14 protein-coding genes are annotated in these 14,359 nt (G+C 67.6%); 13 read left to right on the top strand and 1 reads right to left on the bottom strand.

What is annotated here, in order from left to right; translation table 11 throughout:
- Positions 1-38: 38 nt before the first annotated feature.
- From G7A98_RS10005 to G7A98_RS10065, 13 genes are all read left to right on the top strand, one after another.
- Positions 39-1,622, top strand: a complete 1,584-nt coding sequence (locus G7A98_RS10005; RefSeq protein WP_163649520.1) for a BCCT family transporter — start codon at positions 39-41, stop codon at positions 1,620-1,622.
- Complete coding sequence (locus G7A98_RS10010) at positions 1,615-3,369, top strand: hypothetical protein (protein ID WP_163649521.1); 1,755 nt, start codon at positions 1,615-1,617, stop codon at positions 3,367-3,369. Before G7A98_RS10005 ends, G7A98_RS10010 begins: the two co-directional genes overlap by 8 nt.
- Positions 3,366-4,133: a DUF3726 domain-containing protein gene (locus G7A98_RS10015; protein ID WP_163649522.1), complete on the top strand. Its 768-nt coding sequence runs from the start codon at positions 3,366-3,368 to the stop codon at positions 4,131-4,133. Before G7A98_RS10010 ends, G7A98_RS10015 begins: the two co-directional genes overlap by 4 nt.
- Before the next feature lie 17 nt (positions 4,134-4,150).
- Entirely contained in the window at positions 4,151-4,537 is a 387-nt protein-coding gene (locus tag G7A98_RS10020; protein WP_163649523.1) for a RidA family protein, read from the top strand.
- A 112-nt stretch (positions 4,538-4,649) separates the two neighbouring features.
- On the top strand, positions 4,650-6,059 hold the full coding sequence (locus tag G7A98_RS10025) for a mannose-1-phosphate guanylyltransferase/mannose-6-phosphate isomerase (protein ID WP_163649524.1): 1,410 nt from the start codon (positions 4,650-4,652) through the stop codon (positions 6,057-6,059).
- Between the two features lie 91 nt (positions 6,060-6,150).
- Positions 6,151-6,423 (top strand): DUF6506 family protein, encoded by a 273-nt coding sequence (locus tag G7A98_RS10030; protein ID WP_163649525.1) that lies wholly within the window; start codon positions 6,151-6,153, stop codon positions 6,421-6,423.
- A 219-nt stretch (positions 6,424-6,642) separates the two neighbouring features.
- The gene (locus tag G7A98_RS10035; RefSeq protein WP_163649526.1) at positions 6,643-7,434 is read left to right on the top strand and encodes an FCD domain-containing protein; all 792 of its coding nucleotides are present in this window, start codon (positions 6,643-6,645) and stop codon (positions 7,432-7,434) included.
- Positions 7,431-8,498, top strand: coding sequence for a TRAP transporter substrate-binding protein (locus G7A98_RS10040; protein ID WP_163649527.1), 1,068 nt, complete (start codon positions 7,431-7,433; stop codon positions 8,496-8,498). Before G7A98_RS10035 ends, G7A98_RS10040 begins: the two co-directional genes overlap by 4 nt.
- A 97-nt stretch (positions 8,499-8,595) precedes the next feature.
- Positions 8,596-9,201 (top strand): TRAP transporter small permease subunit, encoded by a 606-nt coding sequence (locus G7A98_RS10045; protein WP_163649528.1) that lies wholly within the window; start codon positions 8,596-8,598, stop codon positions 9,199-9,201.
- Positions 9,201-10,502: a TRAP transporter large permease subunit gene (locus tag G7A98_RS10050; protein ID WP_163649529.1), complete on the top strand. Its 1,302-nt coding sequence runs from the start codon at positions 9,201-9,203 to the stop codon at positions 10,500-10,502. Before G7A98_RS10045 ends, G7A98_RS10050 begins: the two co-directional genes overlap by 1 nt.
- A gap of 11 nt (positions 10,503-10,513) precedes the next feature.
- Positions 10,514-11,662, top strand: coding sequence for a galactonate dehydratase (dgoD, locus tag G7A98_RS10055; protein ID WP_163649530.1), 1,149 nt, complete (start codon positions 10,514-10,516; stop codon positions 11,660-11,662).
- Between the two features lie 178 nt (positions 11,663-11,840).
- Positions 11,841-12,527 carry a 2-dehydro-3-deoxy-6-phosphogalactonate aldolase gene (locus tag G7A98_RS10060; RefSeq protein WP_163649531.1) on the top strand — a complete coding sequence of 229 codons (687 nt, stop codon included), beginning with the start codon at positions 11,841-11,843 and terminating at the stop codon, positions 12,525-12,527.
- Positions 12,524-13,435 (top strand): 2-dehydro-3-deoxygalactonokinase, encoded by a 912-nt coding sequence (locus G7A98_RS10065; RefSeq protein WP_163649532.1) that lies wholly within the window; start codon positions 12,524-12,526, stop codon positions 13,433-13,435. Before G7A98_RS10060 ends, G7A98_RS10065 begins: the two co-directional genes overlap by 4 nt.
- Positions 13,436-13,755: 320 nt before the next feature.
- On the opposite strand, the gene G7A98_RS10070 is transcribed toward G7A98_RS10065, so the two are convergent.
- The gene (locus G7A98_RS10070) at positions 13,756-14,268 is read right to left on the bottom strand and encodes a gluconokinase (RefSeq protein WP_163649533.1); all 513 of its coding nucleotides are present in this window, start codon (positions 14,266-14,268) and stop codon (positions 13,756-13,758) included.
- Between the last annotated feature and the right edge of the window lie 91 nt (positions 14,269-14,359).

Below are 14,359 nucleotides of genomic sequence, written 5' to 3' on the forward strand. Positions count from 1 at the left end.
GCATCATCCCCTTCCAACAAACCACAACGGGGTATGTCATGTCTGACGCCAAGCTCTCCACCGCGCCGGCCTCCACGGCCGGCGCCCGCTGGGGGGACCCGCTGGTCCTGAGTCTCACCGTCGGGTTCATCCTGGTCTTCTGCATCCTGTCGCTGATCGATGTCGACATGGTCGCCGGCGCCATCGGCGCCGGCTTCGCCTGGACGGCCCGCACCCTCGGCGCCTACTTCCAGCTGTTGCTGCTGCTGACCTTCTTCATCGCCATCGGCCTGGCGGCCACTCCCGCCGCCAAGGCGCGCATCGGCGATCTCGCCGTCCCCGAGATGAGCACCTTCAAGTGGCTGTCGATCATCCTCTGCACGCTGCTCGCCGGCGGCGGGGTGTTCTTCGCCGCCGGCGAGCCGGTCTACCACTTCGTGGTCACCCCGCCGGCCTTCGACACCGAGGCGGGTACCGCCGCGGCGGTGCCCGGCGCGCTGGCCCAGGCCTTCATGCACTGGGGCTTTCTCGCCTGGGCGGTGCTGGGGACGCTGACCGCGGTGGTGCTGGCCCATGCCCACTACGTCAAGGGCCAGCCGCTGCAGCCGCGCACCCTGCTCTATCCGGTGTTCGGCGAGCGGGTGATGCGCGGCGCCTTCGGCGGCGTGGTGGACGCGCTGTGCGTGATCGCGGTGGTCGCCGGCACCGTGGGGCCGATCGGCTTCCTGGCCACCCAGGTGAGCTTCGGCCTGCACGAGCTGCTGGGCTGGTCGCAGGGCTACGGCACCCAGCTGGTGATCCTCGCGGCGCTGGGGGCGATCTACGTGACCTCGGCGGTGAGCGGCATCGAGCGCGGCATCCAGCTGCTCAGCCGCTTCAACGTGATGCTGGCGCTGGCCATCGCCGCGGTGATCTTCGTCTTCGGCCCCACGCTGTTTTTGACCAATGCCTTCACCCAGGGCTTCGGCGAGTACCTGTCGTCGTTCTTCCGCATGGCGACGATGACCGCCGAGACGGCCCCGGCCTGGTGGATGCAGTGGTGGACGGTGTTCTTCTTCGCCTGGTTCATCGGCTACGGCCCGCTGATGGCGATCTTCGTGGCGCGCATCTCCCGCGGGCGCAGCGTGCGCGAGATGATCCTCGCCGTGGCGGTGCTGGCGCCGATCGCCACCACCGTGTGGTTCACCCTGCTGGGCGGCTCGGGCATCCACTACCAGCTGACCGGGGCGATCGACCTCACCGAGGCGCTCAACAACTTCCAGTTCGACGTCGCCACCCTGACCGTGGCCCAGGCACTGCCCGGGGGCACGCTGATGGCCATGGCGATCCTGCTGCTGACCACCATCTTCGTCGCCACCACCGGCGACTCGATGAGCTACGCGATCGCCGTGGTGGGCTCCGGGCATGACGAGCCCAACCCGCTGATCCGCGCCTTCTGGGGCATCGCCATGGCGCTGATGGCGGCCATCCTGCTGTACATGGGCTCGGGGCAGATCAGCGTGCTGCAGCAGTTCATCGTGATCACCGCGATCCCGGTGTCGCTGGTGCTGCTGCCCTCGCTGTGGACCGGCCCCAAGGCGGCCTATGCCATGGCCCGCGAGCAGGGGTTGATCGACGGCCCCCGGGAGCCGCGCCATGACTGAGCTGCGCCATCCGACGATCGACAGCCCGGCGCTGCGGCCGGCCGCGACGGTCATGGATCTGGAGCGCCTGGGCAGCCTGCACGCCAGCCGGTTGAGCTTCGTGCGCAGCCTGGTGCGCCAGATGGCCCGGCAGCGCTGGCAGATCAGTCGCGTACGCTTCGACCTGGACGCGCAGGGCTACGGGGTCGCGATCTACCGGCTGCAGACGCCCCACGGACGCTACCACGGGGTGATCTTCTCGCAGTATCTCGACGCGGCGCGGCGCTCCGATCGGGTGATCGCCGACGCCTGGGACGTGACCTTCGGCGTGGTCGAGGGCGACGTCGACGAGGCACTGCTCGAGCAGATGGCCAGGAACGTGCCGCTGCAGGAGGCCGGGCGCCAGCACCCGCGGGTGCTGGTGCTGTCCCGCGCCAATCGCAGCCTGCGCAACTTCGCCCAGTTCGTCGAGGCGCTGTCGGCCGGGGCGCAGCCGGACCCGGCGTGGCTGACCCGGGTCGGCTACCTCTATCGGACCACGGCGGTCTACGGCAACGGCAAGTTCGGCATCGCCGACTTCATGCGCCTGCGCGACAACCCGGACTTTCGCCGGCCGTTCTCGGCGCAGATGCTGGCGGTCTATCTGCTGCGCCACTTCTCGATCGACCAGGTGGAACACATCGCCCGTTGCCGGGCACCGGAGACGGCGGTGCCGCTGTCCCGGGAGCTGAGCCGCTATCTGGGCATCGGCAATTCCACCGGGCTGGGCATGGCGCCGTTCCTGATCAATCACCCGCAGCTGATCCAGCAGTGGGTGTACTGCCGGGAGCGTGCCCTGGCGCTGGCGCTGTCCCAGCGGCCGGAGGAGGCGGATCGCCGGCGGCTCATCGCCCTGACGCGTCGGGCCATGACCCATCTGGCGCAGACCCTGACCGAGGACGCCGAGCAGAGCGCGCGCAACGCCGCCACGGTGGCGGCCTTGCCGGCGGTGATCGCCTGGCTCGAGGAGATGCCGCTGGAAGCCGACCTGTGGCGGCAGCTGGCGGACTGGAGTGCCAGCAGCCTGTCGCTGGAGGCCCAGGAGCTGATCAACACCCTGCTGATCGAGCTCTATCCGCTGCTCGTGGACCCGCTCGAGGACGAGATGGGCGCCGAGGAGAGCCTGGAACTGACCCCTGACATGCCGCTGGTCCGGCTCCGGCAACTGATCGAGACCCACTTCGGCTGGGCGCTGGCGGAGGACTTCACCTCACCCGAGGCGCGCTACTGGTTCTGGTATCGCTCGGTGGAGAAGGAGGAGCCCCGACTGGGCGTGCGCGGCGTCGAGCCCGGCGCCGACAAGGAGCTGGCGCTGGCCATCGCGCCGCTGGTCAGCGAGGCCCATGAAGCACTGTGTGCCTTCCTCGCCGACAATCCCCGCGCGCTGGTGGTGGATTTCCTGATCGCCCGGCCGCGCTACAAGGCGATCGTGCGGCGCATCCAGACCATGGCCCAGACGCCCTACGGCGAGATTCGCGCCAACCTGTGGCATCGCGACATGAAGCCCATGCACCTGCTGCGCACCAAGCTGTCGTTCTTCGGCGCCAGCCGCTTCGATCCCAAGTCCGACCGCTGGGTGCGCATCACCCTGTTCCAGGGCGCGCCGCTGGTCGAGGAACTCAATGCCGAGCCGCACGACCTGGCGGCCTTCGATGACTGGAGCTTCCCGCTGGAGCCGGCAGGTTGCCAGGGCGAGGGCAGCCGCGACGTCGCTGGAGGCGAACGATGAAGGTATCCCACAACGAACTGCAGGGGCTGTGCCGCAAGGCCTTCCTGGGCATGGGCTTCGAGGAGGGCGATGCCGCGGATGCCGCCGACATGGTCGCCTGGATGCAGTGCCTGGATCTCGGTGGCCTGGCGGCCCTGAGCCGCGGGCTCGACTACCTGCTGGCCGAGTCCTCGGATGCGCTGCCGTCGGTGCTGTATCAGGACGGCGACCTGGCCGTGCTGGATGGCCATGGCTGCAGCGTGCTGCGCAGCTCGTCGCTGGCCCTGGAGCTGGGGTTTGCCAAGGCGCGGGCCCGGGGGCTGGCGGTGATCAAGATCCGCCATTGCCACAACCGCCAGCTGATCATGGGCTATCTGGCCCGGCTGGCGGGACGCGGCATGAACGTCACCGCCTTCTGGCGCAATGCCCACGAGCCGCTGACCGAGCAGGTGGTGGGGTTTCGGGCCAATCATACGGTACCGGAGATCCGCATCTATACCGTCGCCGACGTGCCCGAGGAAAACGAACCCAACGACGGCATCACCCTGGTCATGGCCAACCACGTCGACCTGCTGCCGGCCATGCGCTCCAACTACCGTTACGACCTGCTGGCGCGGCACGAGGAATCGGACCTGCTGGCCTGCCGCGACCGGGCGTACCTGGAAGGCATCGAGGTGGACGACACGCTCTGGGAGCGCCTCAAGGCGCTGGCCACGCGCATGCTGGTGGAGGCCACCGACGCCTCGCGTCAGGGCGCCGGGGCCGGCACCCGCGACAACGACTGAGAAAAGGGAAACTACCGATGATTCAACCGGTCGCCACGGACCTCTACGCCTCGAAGGCGCCCCTGGAATGGGCCGTCGTCGGCAACGGCATCCTGTTCACCGCCCAGATCCCCATCGGCGCCGACGGCCAGGTGGTGGGAGGTGGCATCGAGGCCCAGACGCGCCAGACCCTCGACAACCTGCGCCATACGCTGGCCTGCGCCGGGGCCGGCATGGCGGCGCTGACCCAGGTGCTCATCTACGTCACCGAACGGGACGACCTGGCCACGGTCAACCGGGTGTATGCGGAGTATGTCGAGCCGCCGTATCCCAATCGCGCGGCGATCATCGTCTCGGGATTCGCGCGGGAGGCGATGCGTATCGAGATCGTCGCCTATGCGGCGCTGGAACCGACCGGCAGTTGATTCCCCGGCCGATCCGCGCTGTCATGGGGCCCTGAAGCCGGCAAGCGTCCGGCCGCGACCCGGGAGGCAGACACTTGCCGGGCACCGCCTGACCCGCCAAGGGGCCACATCCATGAATATCCCCGTCCTGCCGGTGATACTGGCCGGTGGCAGCGGCACGCGCCTCTGGCCGTTGTCGCGGCGCCACGTTCCCAAGCCGTTCCTGTCGCTCAAGTCCGGCGAGACCCTGTTCGCCGAGACCCTGGCGCGCCTGCCGGAGGCGGCGATGGCGCCGCTGGTGGTCTGCAATGAAGCCCACCGTTTTCTGGTGGCCGAGCAGCTGCGCCAGGCGGGGCGGACGGGACTCATCCTGCTCGAGCCGGCGGCGCGCAACACCGCCCCGGCCATCGCCCTGGCTGCCTTGCAGGCCGTGCAGGCCGGGGAGGACCCCGTGCTGCTGGTGATGCCCTCGGATCACTGGATCGCCGACACGGCGGCGTTTCAGGCCAGCGTGGCACGTGCCGTGGCGCTGGCGCGGGAGGGATGGCTGGTGACGCTGGGCGTGACGCCCGAGCGTGCCGAGACCGGTTACGGCTACATCCAGCGCGGCGAGCGCCTGGCCGACCAGGCCTGGCGGGTGGCGCGCTTCACCGAGAAGCCGGATGCCGCCACTGCCGAGGCCTTCTGCCGCAGCGGCGACTATCTGTGGAACAGTGGCGTCTTCGTGCTGCGGGCCGGTCATTACCTGGCGCTGCTCGAGCGGCTGGCGCCGGCCATCCTGACGGCCTGCACCGAGGCGCACGGCAAGGCGCGACAGGACCTCGACTTCCTGCGCATCGACGACACGGCGTTTTGCGCCTCGCCGGCCGACTCCATCGACTATGCGGTCATGGAGCACACCGACCACGCGGCGGTGGTGGCCCTGACGGCGGGGTGGAGCGACATCGGCAGCTGGCCGGCGCTGTGGCAGGTGCAGGACAAGGATGACGCGGGCAACGTGCAATGCGGTGATGTCATGCTGCACGAAAGCCGGGGCTGTTATGTGCGCGCGGAGCACCGGCTGGTGGCCGTGCTGGGCGCCGAGGATCTGGTCGTGGTCGAGACCGCCGATGCGGTGCTCGTGGCGCCGCGCGAGGCGGCAGGGCTGCTCAAGGCGTCCGTCGAATCGCTGGAGGCCGAGGGGCGTCGCGAGGTGGTCGAGCACCGGGTTGTGCATCGTCCCTGGGGTCATTATGAACCGGTGGGCAGCGGCGAGCGCTATCAGGTCAAGCGGCTGACCGTGAAGCCGGGCCGGCGACTGTCGCTGCAGATGCATCACCATCGCGCCGAGCATTGGGTGGTGGTGCGCGGCACGGCCCGTGTGACACTGGGCGAGGAAAGCTTCCTGGTCGGCGAGAACCAGTCCATCGACATTCCCCAGGGCCGGGTGCACTGCCTGGAAAACCCGGGCGTCATCCCGCTCGAGTTGATCGAGATCCAGTCGGGGACCTATCTGGGCGAGGACGACATCGTCCGCCTGGACGATCCTTACGGACGCGCCTGATCCTCTTTCCGTGCTTTTCCCCTCCCGCGTCATGGCGTCGGCGGACAGACCCGCTACGCTTGAGTAACGCAGCGTTACACCGGAGCCCGCCATGTCGTCCCGTCCCGCGCATCTCGCCTTCCTGATCCTTGTGCCGTCTCCCGGCAATACCTCGCTGACCAGCCAGGGAGGGCGCGACTACCGCCTGAGCCTGGCCACGGTGTCCAGTGTGGACGCGGCGGTGCGTCTCGCCCGCGAACTGACCGACCAGGGGGTCACCGCCATCGAACTCAGTGCCAGCTTCGGCGACGCGGGCGAGGCCCGGGTGCGCGAGGCCGTGGGGCCGTCGGTCAAGGTGGGGCGGGTGCACTACGCGACGCCGTGAGGTCTGGTCGATGGTCTTGTGGGAGGGGATTCATCCCCGATGGCGGTGACGCTGTGGTCAGGTCATCGCGACTGAAGTCGTTCCCACAAGAGCCACCTCGGTACCCGAGGCTCGGCGATCCTTGGACTATGACCAAAGTCTAAAGGCGTTTTGTCTGTTCTTGATTGATCCTATGTCGGACATAACCCGAACCGAGTCCTACAACGCAGGCCGTCCGACATGAGCCAAGCCAGCGCCAGTGCCACCCGTTCGTCGCGCCCCGATATCGCCGAGGCCCTCGCCGAGGCGATCTTCGGCGGCGAGTACGCGCCGGGCGATTTCGTGCCCAGGGAGCTGGATCTCTGCGCACAGTTCGGGGTCAGCCGCAGCACGGTGCGCAGCGCCCTGCAGACGCTGGTCACCGCCGGGCTGCTCAAGCGCATCTCGGGGCAGGGAACCCGGGTTCGCGAACTGCAGGACTGGCATCTGCTGGACCCCCAGGTGAGCGCCTGGATGGCGCGTTTCGCCCAGCCCAATCCGCGCATCCAGCGCGAGATCTTCGCCTTTCGTGTCGCCGTCGAGCCGTTCGTGGCCCGGCTGGCCGCGGAAAACGCCACGGCCGCCGACCTGCTGGCGATCGAGACGGCCTACGAGGGCATGATTCGTGCGCTGGCCAGCGAGGATCTGCACTGGCAGGGCCACAGCCACAACGAATACGACGTGGCCTTCCACGAGGCGATCTTCGATGCCTCGCACAATCTGGTCTGGGCGCAGCTGAGTCATGTGCTCAAGCCGGCCATCTCGCTGGTGGTCGAGCGCTCCAACCACAGCGCCCATGAGCTCAACGACAGCATGGAACGCCACCGTCGCGTGATGGAGGCGATCCGGCTGCGCCAACCCGAACAGGCCGCCCAGGCGGCGCTGGCGGTCCTGGACCGCACCGGGCGGGACCTGGGCCTGAACGGCCTGACCCGCGAATTCCCCGTTCTCGAACCTCAAACAACAAGCGATCAAGAGGATACTCACGCATGATGTCACGCACTCCGCTCAAGACCCTCACCGCCGCGATCCTGGCGGCGACCGCCGTCAGCGCCCAGGCCGCCGAGTACGACTGGACCTTCCAGACCTCCGAGACCGCGGGCGAGCCGCAGTTCGAAATGAAGAAGCAGTGGGCCGAGAACGTCGAGCAGATGTCCGACGGCCGGATCCACATCGAGATCCTGCCCGTGGGCTCCGTCGTCCAGGCCAACCAGACGCTGCAGGCCGTCAAGTCCGGCATCCTCCAGGGCCACCTGACCGATCCCAGCTACTTCACCGGCCAGAACCCGGCGTTCGGCATGATCGGCAACCTGGTCGGCGCCTGGAGCGATCCCTACAACTTCCTCGACTACATGAACAACGGTGGCGGGGAGAAGATCTACAACGAGCTGGTCGAGCCCTACGGCCTGCACCTGATCGGCGCCGCGGCCACCGGCCTGGAGTCGCTGCCGTCCTCGAAGCCGATCCACTCGGTCGACGACCTCAAGGGCCTCAAGCTGCGTGCCCCGGAAGGCATGGTCTACAACGTCTTCGAGAAGGCGGGCGCCACGCCGGTCAACCTGCCGGGTTCCGAGGTCTATACCTCGCTCGAGAAGGGCGTGATCGACGCCGCGGACTACACCGTGTTCGCCACCAACCAGGCGCAGGGGCTGCACGAGTTCGCCAACTATCCGCTGTACCCGGGCTTCCACTCGCTGCCGATGGTCGCCGTGTCCATCAACAAGGATATCTGGGACGGCCTGCCGGACGATCTCAAGGCGATCCTCTCCACCTCCGTGGACGCCATGGCCTACAAGATGGTCGGCGAGCTGAAGACGCGTGATCTCGAGGCGGTGCGTGAAGCGCGCAAGGATCCGGACATCCACATCATCGACCTGCCGGCCGACGAGCGGGCCAAGTTCCGCGGCATCGCCAAGGAAGAGTGGCAGAAGTGGGCGGACAAGAACGACATCACCAAGGAGTTCTACAAGTCCGTGGTCGGCTACCTGCAGAACCACAACCTGCTGAAGGCGGAAGACGGCGCGGCGGACGCCGAGAAGACCGCCGACAAGTCCTGATCGCGGCCTGCCGCGACAGTGCAATAGCGACGGGGCCTGCGGGCCTCGTCGTTCGTCATGACGCACCCTGACGCTTTCATCGTGCAGAGGAAATCCCATGTCATCCCCATCCCGTAACGACGAACGGGCCGAGGTACCACCCGCCGAGCCCGAATCGGCGCCGGACGAGGCGCGCAGCGCCTTCGACCGCGGCGTGCTGTGGTGCGCCCGCGGCGCCGCCTGGCTGGTGTTCGTCGCCATGGTCATCAGCGTCTACGAGGTCATCATGCGCTATGGCTTCGATTCGCCGACCTCCTGGGTCCACGAGTCGGTGGTCATGCTGGTCGCGGTCTCCTTCGCCCTCGGCGGCCCCGCGGCCCTGGCCAGCAACCGCCACATCCGCGTGCGCGTGCTCTACGACACCGCCGGCCCGCATCTCAAGCTGTGGCTCGATCGCTTCAACGACCTGGTCACCTTCGGCTTCTGCCTGGCGATGAGCTACGCCGCCTACACCATGTTCTGGGACGCCTCCCACAACCCCATGGGCGAGTGGTCGCTGGAGCGTTCCGGCACCTCCTGGAACCCGCCGTTCCCGGCCCTGGTCAAGGGCGTGATCATGGTCGCGCTGATCATCATGTGCCTGCAGGCCTTCATCCACCTGATCCAGTCGCTGCGCGGCAAGCCCGCCCCGGTGACGCCGCCCGACGAGGAGGGGACCGTCTGATGAGCATCGCCGACGGAACACTGCTGATGGTCGGGGCGATCTTCGCCCTGCTGGTCACCGGCCTGCCGCTGGCCTTCATCACCGGCCTGGTGGCGCTGGCCTTCACCTTCGGCTGGTTCGGCCCCATGGCCCTGCCGCTGGTCACCACCCGGGTCTACGGCTTCGTCACCGAGTATTCGCTGGTAGCGGTGCCGATGTTCGTGCTGATGGCCTCGCTGCTCGACCGATCGGGGATCGCCCGGGACCTGTTCAACGCCATGCGGGTGTTCGCCGGGCGCCTGCCCGGCGGCGTGGCGGTGCAGACCGTGGTGGTGGCCTTCTTCCTCGCCGCGCTGTCCGGGATCATCGGCGGCGAGATCGTGCTGCTGGGCATCCTCGCCCTGCCGCAGATGCTGCGCCTGGGCTACGACAAGCACCTGTCGATCGGCGTGGTGTGTGCCGGCGGCTCGCTGGGCACCATGATGCCGCCGTCGATCGTGCTGATCATCTACGGGCTGATCGCCAGCCAGTCGATCGCCGACCTGTTCACCGCCGCCATCACCCCGGCACTGCTGCTGATGGGCAGCTACATCGGCTATGTGCTGATCCGCTGCCTGAAGAACCCCAGCCTGGGCCCGCCGCTGACCGACGCCGACCGCGACGAGGGCTTCGCCAACCGCTGGGAGGCGCTCAAGGCCATCATCGTGCCCGGGCTGATCGCCTTCGTGGTGCTGGGCTCGATCTACGGCGGGGTGGCCTCGGTCACCGAGGCCGCGGCGATGGGCGTGTTCGGGGTCTTCGTGGCGGTGATCGCGCGTCGCGAGCTGACGCTGAAGATGCTGCATGCCAGCCTGACCCAGACGCTGATGACCTGCGGCATGATCATCTGGATCGGCATCGGCGCCGCGGCGCTGGTCGGGGTTTACAACCTGATGGGCGGCAACCGCTTCATCTCGCAGGTGATCCTGGGGCTCGACGTGCCGCCGGTGGCGATCCTGATGGTGATGATGGCGATCCTGCTGGTGCTGGGGATGTTCCTCGACTGGATCGGCGTGGCGATGCTGACGCTGCCGATCTTCGTGCCGATCGTCGACCAGCTGGGCTACAGCCCGATCTGGTTCGGCATCCTGTTCGCGGTGAACATGCAGGTGTCGTTCCTGTCGCCGCCGTTCGGCCCGGCCGCCTTCTACCTCAAGGGCGTGGCGCCGCCGAGCATCAGCCTCAAGGACATCTTCGTGTCGCTGCTGCCGTTCATCGCCATCCAGCTGGTGGTGCTGTTCGGTCTGCTGTTCTTCCCCGACCTGGCCATGTGGTTAGTCTAAAAAGGACCATCATGAAAATTACCCGACTCAAGACCTGGCAGGTGCCGCCACGCTGGCTGTTCCTCAAGATCGAGACCGATGAGGGCTGCTACGGCTGGGGGGAGCCGGTCGTGGAAGGCCGGGCGGCGACCGTCGAGGCGGCGGTGCACGAACTGGCGGACTACCTGATCGGCGAGGATCCGCATCGCATCGAGCATCTGTGGAACACCCTGTATCGCGCCGGCTTCTATCGCGGCGGCCCGATCCTGATGAGTGCCATCGCCGGCATCGACCAGGCGCTGTGGGACCTCAAGGGTCGCGATCTGGGCGTGCCCGTGCACCAGCTGCTGGGCGGCAAGGTGCGCGATCGCATGCGCATGTACGCCTGGACTGGCGGCGACCGGCCGAGCGACGTGGGCGCCGGCGCCAAAGCGCTGGTCGATCAGGGCTTCACTGCGTTCAAGATGAACGGCACCCCGGAAATGCAGATCGTCGATTCCCACCGCAAGGTCGACGAGGCCGTGGCGCGGGTCGCCGAGGCGCGCGAGGCGGTAGGGCCGGACGTGGGCATCGGCATCGATTTCCATGGTCGCGTGCACCGGCCGATGGCCAAGGCGCTGCTGCGCGAACTCGAGCCCTATCACCCGATGTTCGTCGAGGAGCCGGTACTGCCCGAGCATCTGCCGAGTCTCAAGCATATCGCCACCGGGCTGGGCTACCCGATCGCCACCGGCGAGCGGCTGCACACCCGCTTCCAGTTCCGTGACCTGCTGGCCGACGGCATGGTCGACGTGATCCAGCCCGACCTGTCGCACTGCGGTGGCATCAGCGAGGGGCTGAAGATCGCCTCGCTGGCCTCCTGCCACGATGTGGCGCTGGCGCCGCACTGCCCGCTGGGGCCGTTGACGCTGGCCGCCTCGCTGCATGTGGATGCGGTAAGCCACAATGCCTTCATCCAGGAGCAGAGCATGGGCATCCACTACAATCGGGACAACGACGTGCTCGATTACCTGGTGGACAAGTCCGCGCTGACCATTCAGGACGGCTTCTGCGCGATTCCCGACGGCCCCGGGCTGGGCGTGGAGATCGACGAGGCCTTCGTGGAGGAGCGCGCCAAGGTGGGCCACCGCTGGCGCAATCCGGTGTGGACGCATGAAGACGGCTCGATCGCCGAATGGTGATGAAACACTCAATTCATGGCCTGCGCGAGTGAATCGCGGCGTTGCCCGGTGCTTAAAATCCTCACATACCCATTCGTATGCTGCGGTTTCTGCGCGCCGGGCGCCTTGCGCTTCACCTCGCTCGGCAATGCCTTGAGCGCTTCATGGGCGTGGCATTGAAGAGTTACAGGAGGCAACGATGAACGAGACTCGCCGGGCCGCCCTTCAGGCGGCTCTCGATGACCTGCCGCTGGTGGCGATCCTGCGCGGTGTGCACCCCGAGGAGGTCGAGGCCATCTTCGATGTGCTGGTGGCGGAGGGCTTCCGGCTGATCGAGATTCCGCTCAACTCGCCCACCCCCTGGGAGAGCATCGAGCGGATCGCCAGACGTTGTCCGGACCATGTGGTGGTCGGTGCCGGCACCGTGCTCGATCCGCAGGACTGCAGCCGTCTGGCGGACCTGGGGGCGCCGCTGGTGATTACCCCCAATACCGACCCGGCGGTGATCGCCGAGGCTCAGGCCCTCGACCTGGCGCCGCTGATCGGCTGCATGACGCCGACCGAAGCGCTGAGCGCGGCGCGTTCGGGAGCACGTGCGCTCAAGCTGTTCCCGGCGGGCAAGCTGGGCACCGGTTACTTCAAGGACGTCAAGGCGGTGCTGCCGGCCGAGCTGCCGGTGCTCGCCGTGGGTGGCATCGACGAGCACAACATGGACGAGTGGGTCAGCGCCGGCATCGACGGCTTCGGCTTCGGCGGCAGCCTCTACAAGGCGGGGCGCACGGCCGATGAGGTCGGTGCGCGCGCCCGGGTGCTGGTCGCCGAGTGGCGTCGGATCAAGGAGAGCCTGGACCAGGCCTCGGAACTCGAGCGCGAGGCCGATGCATGAGCGAGCGGCTGATCGCCATCGACTGGGGCACCAGCAATTTTCGCGCCTTTCTGGTCGACCGGGCCAGTGGCGAGTGCCTGGAGTCGCGGCGCTCCGATGCCGGGCTGCGAGCCCTGTCCAGCGCCGAGTTCCCGCACTACTGTGCCGCCCAGATCGATGACTGGCGCGAGGACGGCGGCGCTGAACGAGTGCCGGTGTACCTGGCCGGGATGGTGGGCTCGCGGCGTGGCTGGAGCGAGGCGCCGCAGCTGGGTCTGCCGGTCACCGCCGCGGATCTCGCCGCCCACGTGGTGGCGGCGCCGGGGCTCGACAACGCCTGGATCGTGCCCGGCGTCAAGGTGATTCGCGAGGCTCACGTCGACGTGATGCGCGGCGAGGAGATCCAGGCCTTCGGTGCCCTGGCTCGGCGCGGCGGCGACTCGGCGCTGTGCTGCCTGCCGGGAACCCACAGCAAGTGGGCGCGCCTGGAGGGCGGGCGGCTGGTGGACTTCACCACCCTGATGACCGGCGAGCTCTATCATGCGGTGCGCTTTCACACGCTGCCCGGCGAGCCGGCGCGGGCGTCGGCGGATTTCGATGCCGAGGCCTTCGCGCAGGGGCTGAAGGTGGCGCATCATCCGGGGGGATTGCTGCATGCCCTGTTCGAGGCCCGCAGCCGCCATCTGTATGCCGGGCTGGCGGCCGAGCAGGTCGGCAGTTTCCTGTCCGGCGTGACCATCGGCAGCGAGGTGCGCGCGCAGCGGGCGATGGCGCCCGAGGCGAGCGAGGTGCTGCTGGTCGGCTCGACGACGCTCAACGGCCTGTACCGGCGCGCCCTGGAAGCCGAGGGTTTCTCTCCCGTCGAGGTCGACAGCGACTCGGCGACTCTGGCGGGGCTGTGCGCGCTGGCCGAGCAGCACAGGGCCTGATGGGCGGTTTTGGGGAGGGGGGATTGGTGGCCGGATGATCGCGACTGAAGTCGCTCCCGCAAGGGGCGAGAGTCTGCTTTGCCGCAGCCTGATCTTGCCACAAGAACACCAGGAGGCCTGGTTGCCGAACCCTGCTCCTGGGGGAGGGGATTTATCCCCGACGGTAGTGCCGCTTTGGGTGAGATATCGTGAATAAGTCCGCTCCCCCAAATTCGATTGATGTTGGGCGCAAGTCGTTTGCCCGGTCTGGCCCTCGATCACGAAAAAGGCGGCGCAGAAAGCGCCGCCTTTTTCGTGAGTCATCCTGTCGATCCGAGCGATCAGGCATGGTCAAGATAGTCGATAAACTGGGTCACGATCCTGTCGGGTGCCTCGCGGATATCGACGCGAAAGGCCTCGTCCTCGCCCGGCACTTCCAGGGTGCCCAGCTGGCTGTCCAGCATGTGTTCGCCGGCGAAGAAATGCCCGCCCCGGCTGTTGAGTCGCGACAGCAGGACATCGCGCTCGCCGTGCAGGTAGAGAATCTTCAGATCCGGGGCGCCGCGTCGCAGAACGTCCCGATAATGGTGCTTGAGGGCGGAGCAACCGATCACCAGGTCGTGGCCGGCTTCTCGGTGGTGGTGATAGAGATCGGAGAGGGTTTTCAGCCAGCCTTCCCGGTCATCATCGGTGAGCGGCTCGCCGCGTGACATCTTGGCAATGCTGGTCGGGCTGTGGTGGTCGTCGGCATCGATGAATTCGGCGCCGATGGCCGCCGCCACATCGCGCCCGATATGTGATTTCCCCGAGCCGGAAACCCCCATGACGAGGATGCTTCGTGAGGTGGTCTGCATTTGCGATCGTCCGAGGTCGAATGGCATCAATGGCTGACAATGATACCACTCCCATCGCCAAAAAATGAGCCGATTTACGGTCCCGATCGTC

It is taken from the genome of Modicisalibacter sp. 'Wilcox' (assembly GCF_010993675.1).
Taxonomy (GTDB): domain Bacteria; phylum Pseudomonadota; class Gammaproteobacteria; order Pseudomonadales; family Halomonadaceae; genus Modicisalibacter; species Modicisalibacter tunisiensis.

Excerpts from the sequence above, each read along its gene's own strand:
- G7A98_RS10070 (WP_163649533.1), bottom strand. The coding sequence starts at position 14,268 with ATGCAGACCACCTCACGAAGCATCCTCGTCATGGGGGTTTCCGGCTCG.
- dgoD (WP_163649530.1), top strand. The coding sequence starts at position 10,514 with ATGAAAATTACCCGACTCAAGACCTGGCAGGTGCCGCCACGCTGGCTG.
- G7A98_RS10050 (WP_163649529.1), top strand. The coding sequence starts at position 9,201 with ATGAGCATCGCCGACGGAACACTGCTGATGGTCGGGGCGATCTTCGCC.
- G7A98_RS10040 (WP_163649527.1), top strand. The coding sequence starts at position 7,431 with ATGATGTCACGCACTCCGCTCAAGACCCTCACCGCCGCGATCCTGGCG.
- G7A98_RS10045 (WP_163649528.1), top strand. The coding sequence starts at position 8,596 with ATGTCATCCCCATCCCGTAACGACGAACGGGCCGAGGTACCACCCGCC.
- G7A98_RS10020 (WP_163649523.1), top strand. The coding sequence starts at position 4,151 with ATGATTCAACCGGTCGCCACGGACCTCTACGCCTCGAAGGCGCCCCTG.
- G7A98_RS10035 (WP_163649526.1), top strand. The coding sequence starts at position 6,643 with ATGAGCCAAGCCAGCGCCAGTGCCACCCGTTCGTCGCGCCCCGATATC.
- G7A98_RS10030 (WP_163649525.1), top strand. The coding sequence starts at position 6,151 with ATGTCGTCCCGTCCCGCGCATCTCGCCTTCCTGATCCTTGTGCCGTCT.
- G7A98_RS10025 (WP_163649524.1), top strand. The coding sequence starts at position 4,650 with ATGAATATCCCCGTCCTGCCGGTGATACTGGCCGGTGGCAGCGGCACG.
- G7A98_RS10065 (WP_163649532.1), top strand. The coding sequence starts at position 12,524 with ATGAGCGAGCGGCTGATCGCCATCGACTGGGGCACCAGCAATTTTCGC.
- G7A98_RS10005 (WP_163649520.1), top strand. The coding sequence starts at position 39 with ATGTCTGACGCCAAGCTCTCCACCGCGCCGGCCTCCACGGCCGGCGCC.
- G7A98_RS10010 (WP_163649521.1), top strand. The coding sequence starts at position 1,615 with ATGACTGAGCTGCGCCATCCGACGATCGACAGCCCGGCGCTGCGGCCG.
- G7A98_RS10060 (WP_163649531.1), top strand. The coding sequence starts at position 11,841 with ATGAACGAGACTCGCCGGGCCGCCCTTCAGGCGGCTCTCGATGACCTG.
- G7A98_RS10015 (WP_163649522.1), top strand. The coding sequence starts at position 3,366 with ATGAAGGTATCCCACAACGAACTGCAGGGGCTGTGCCGCAAGGCCTTC.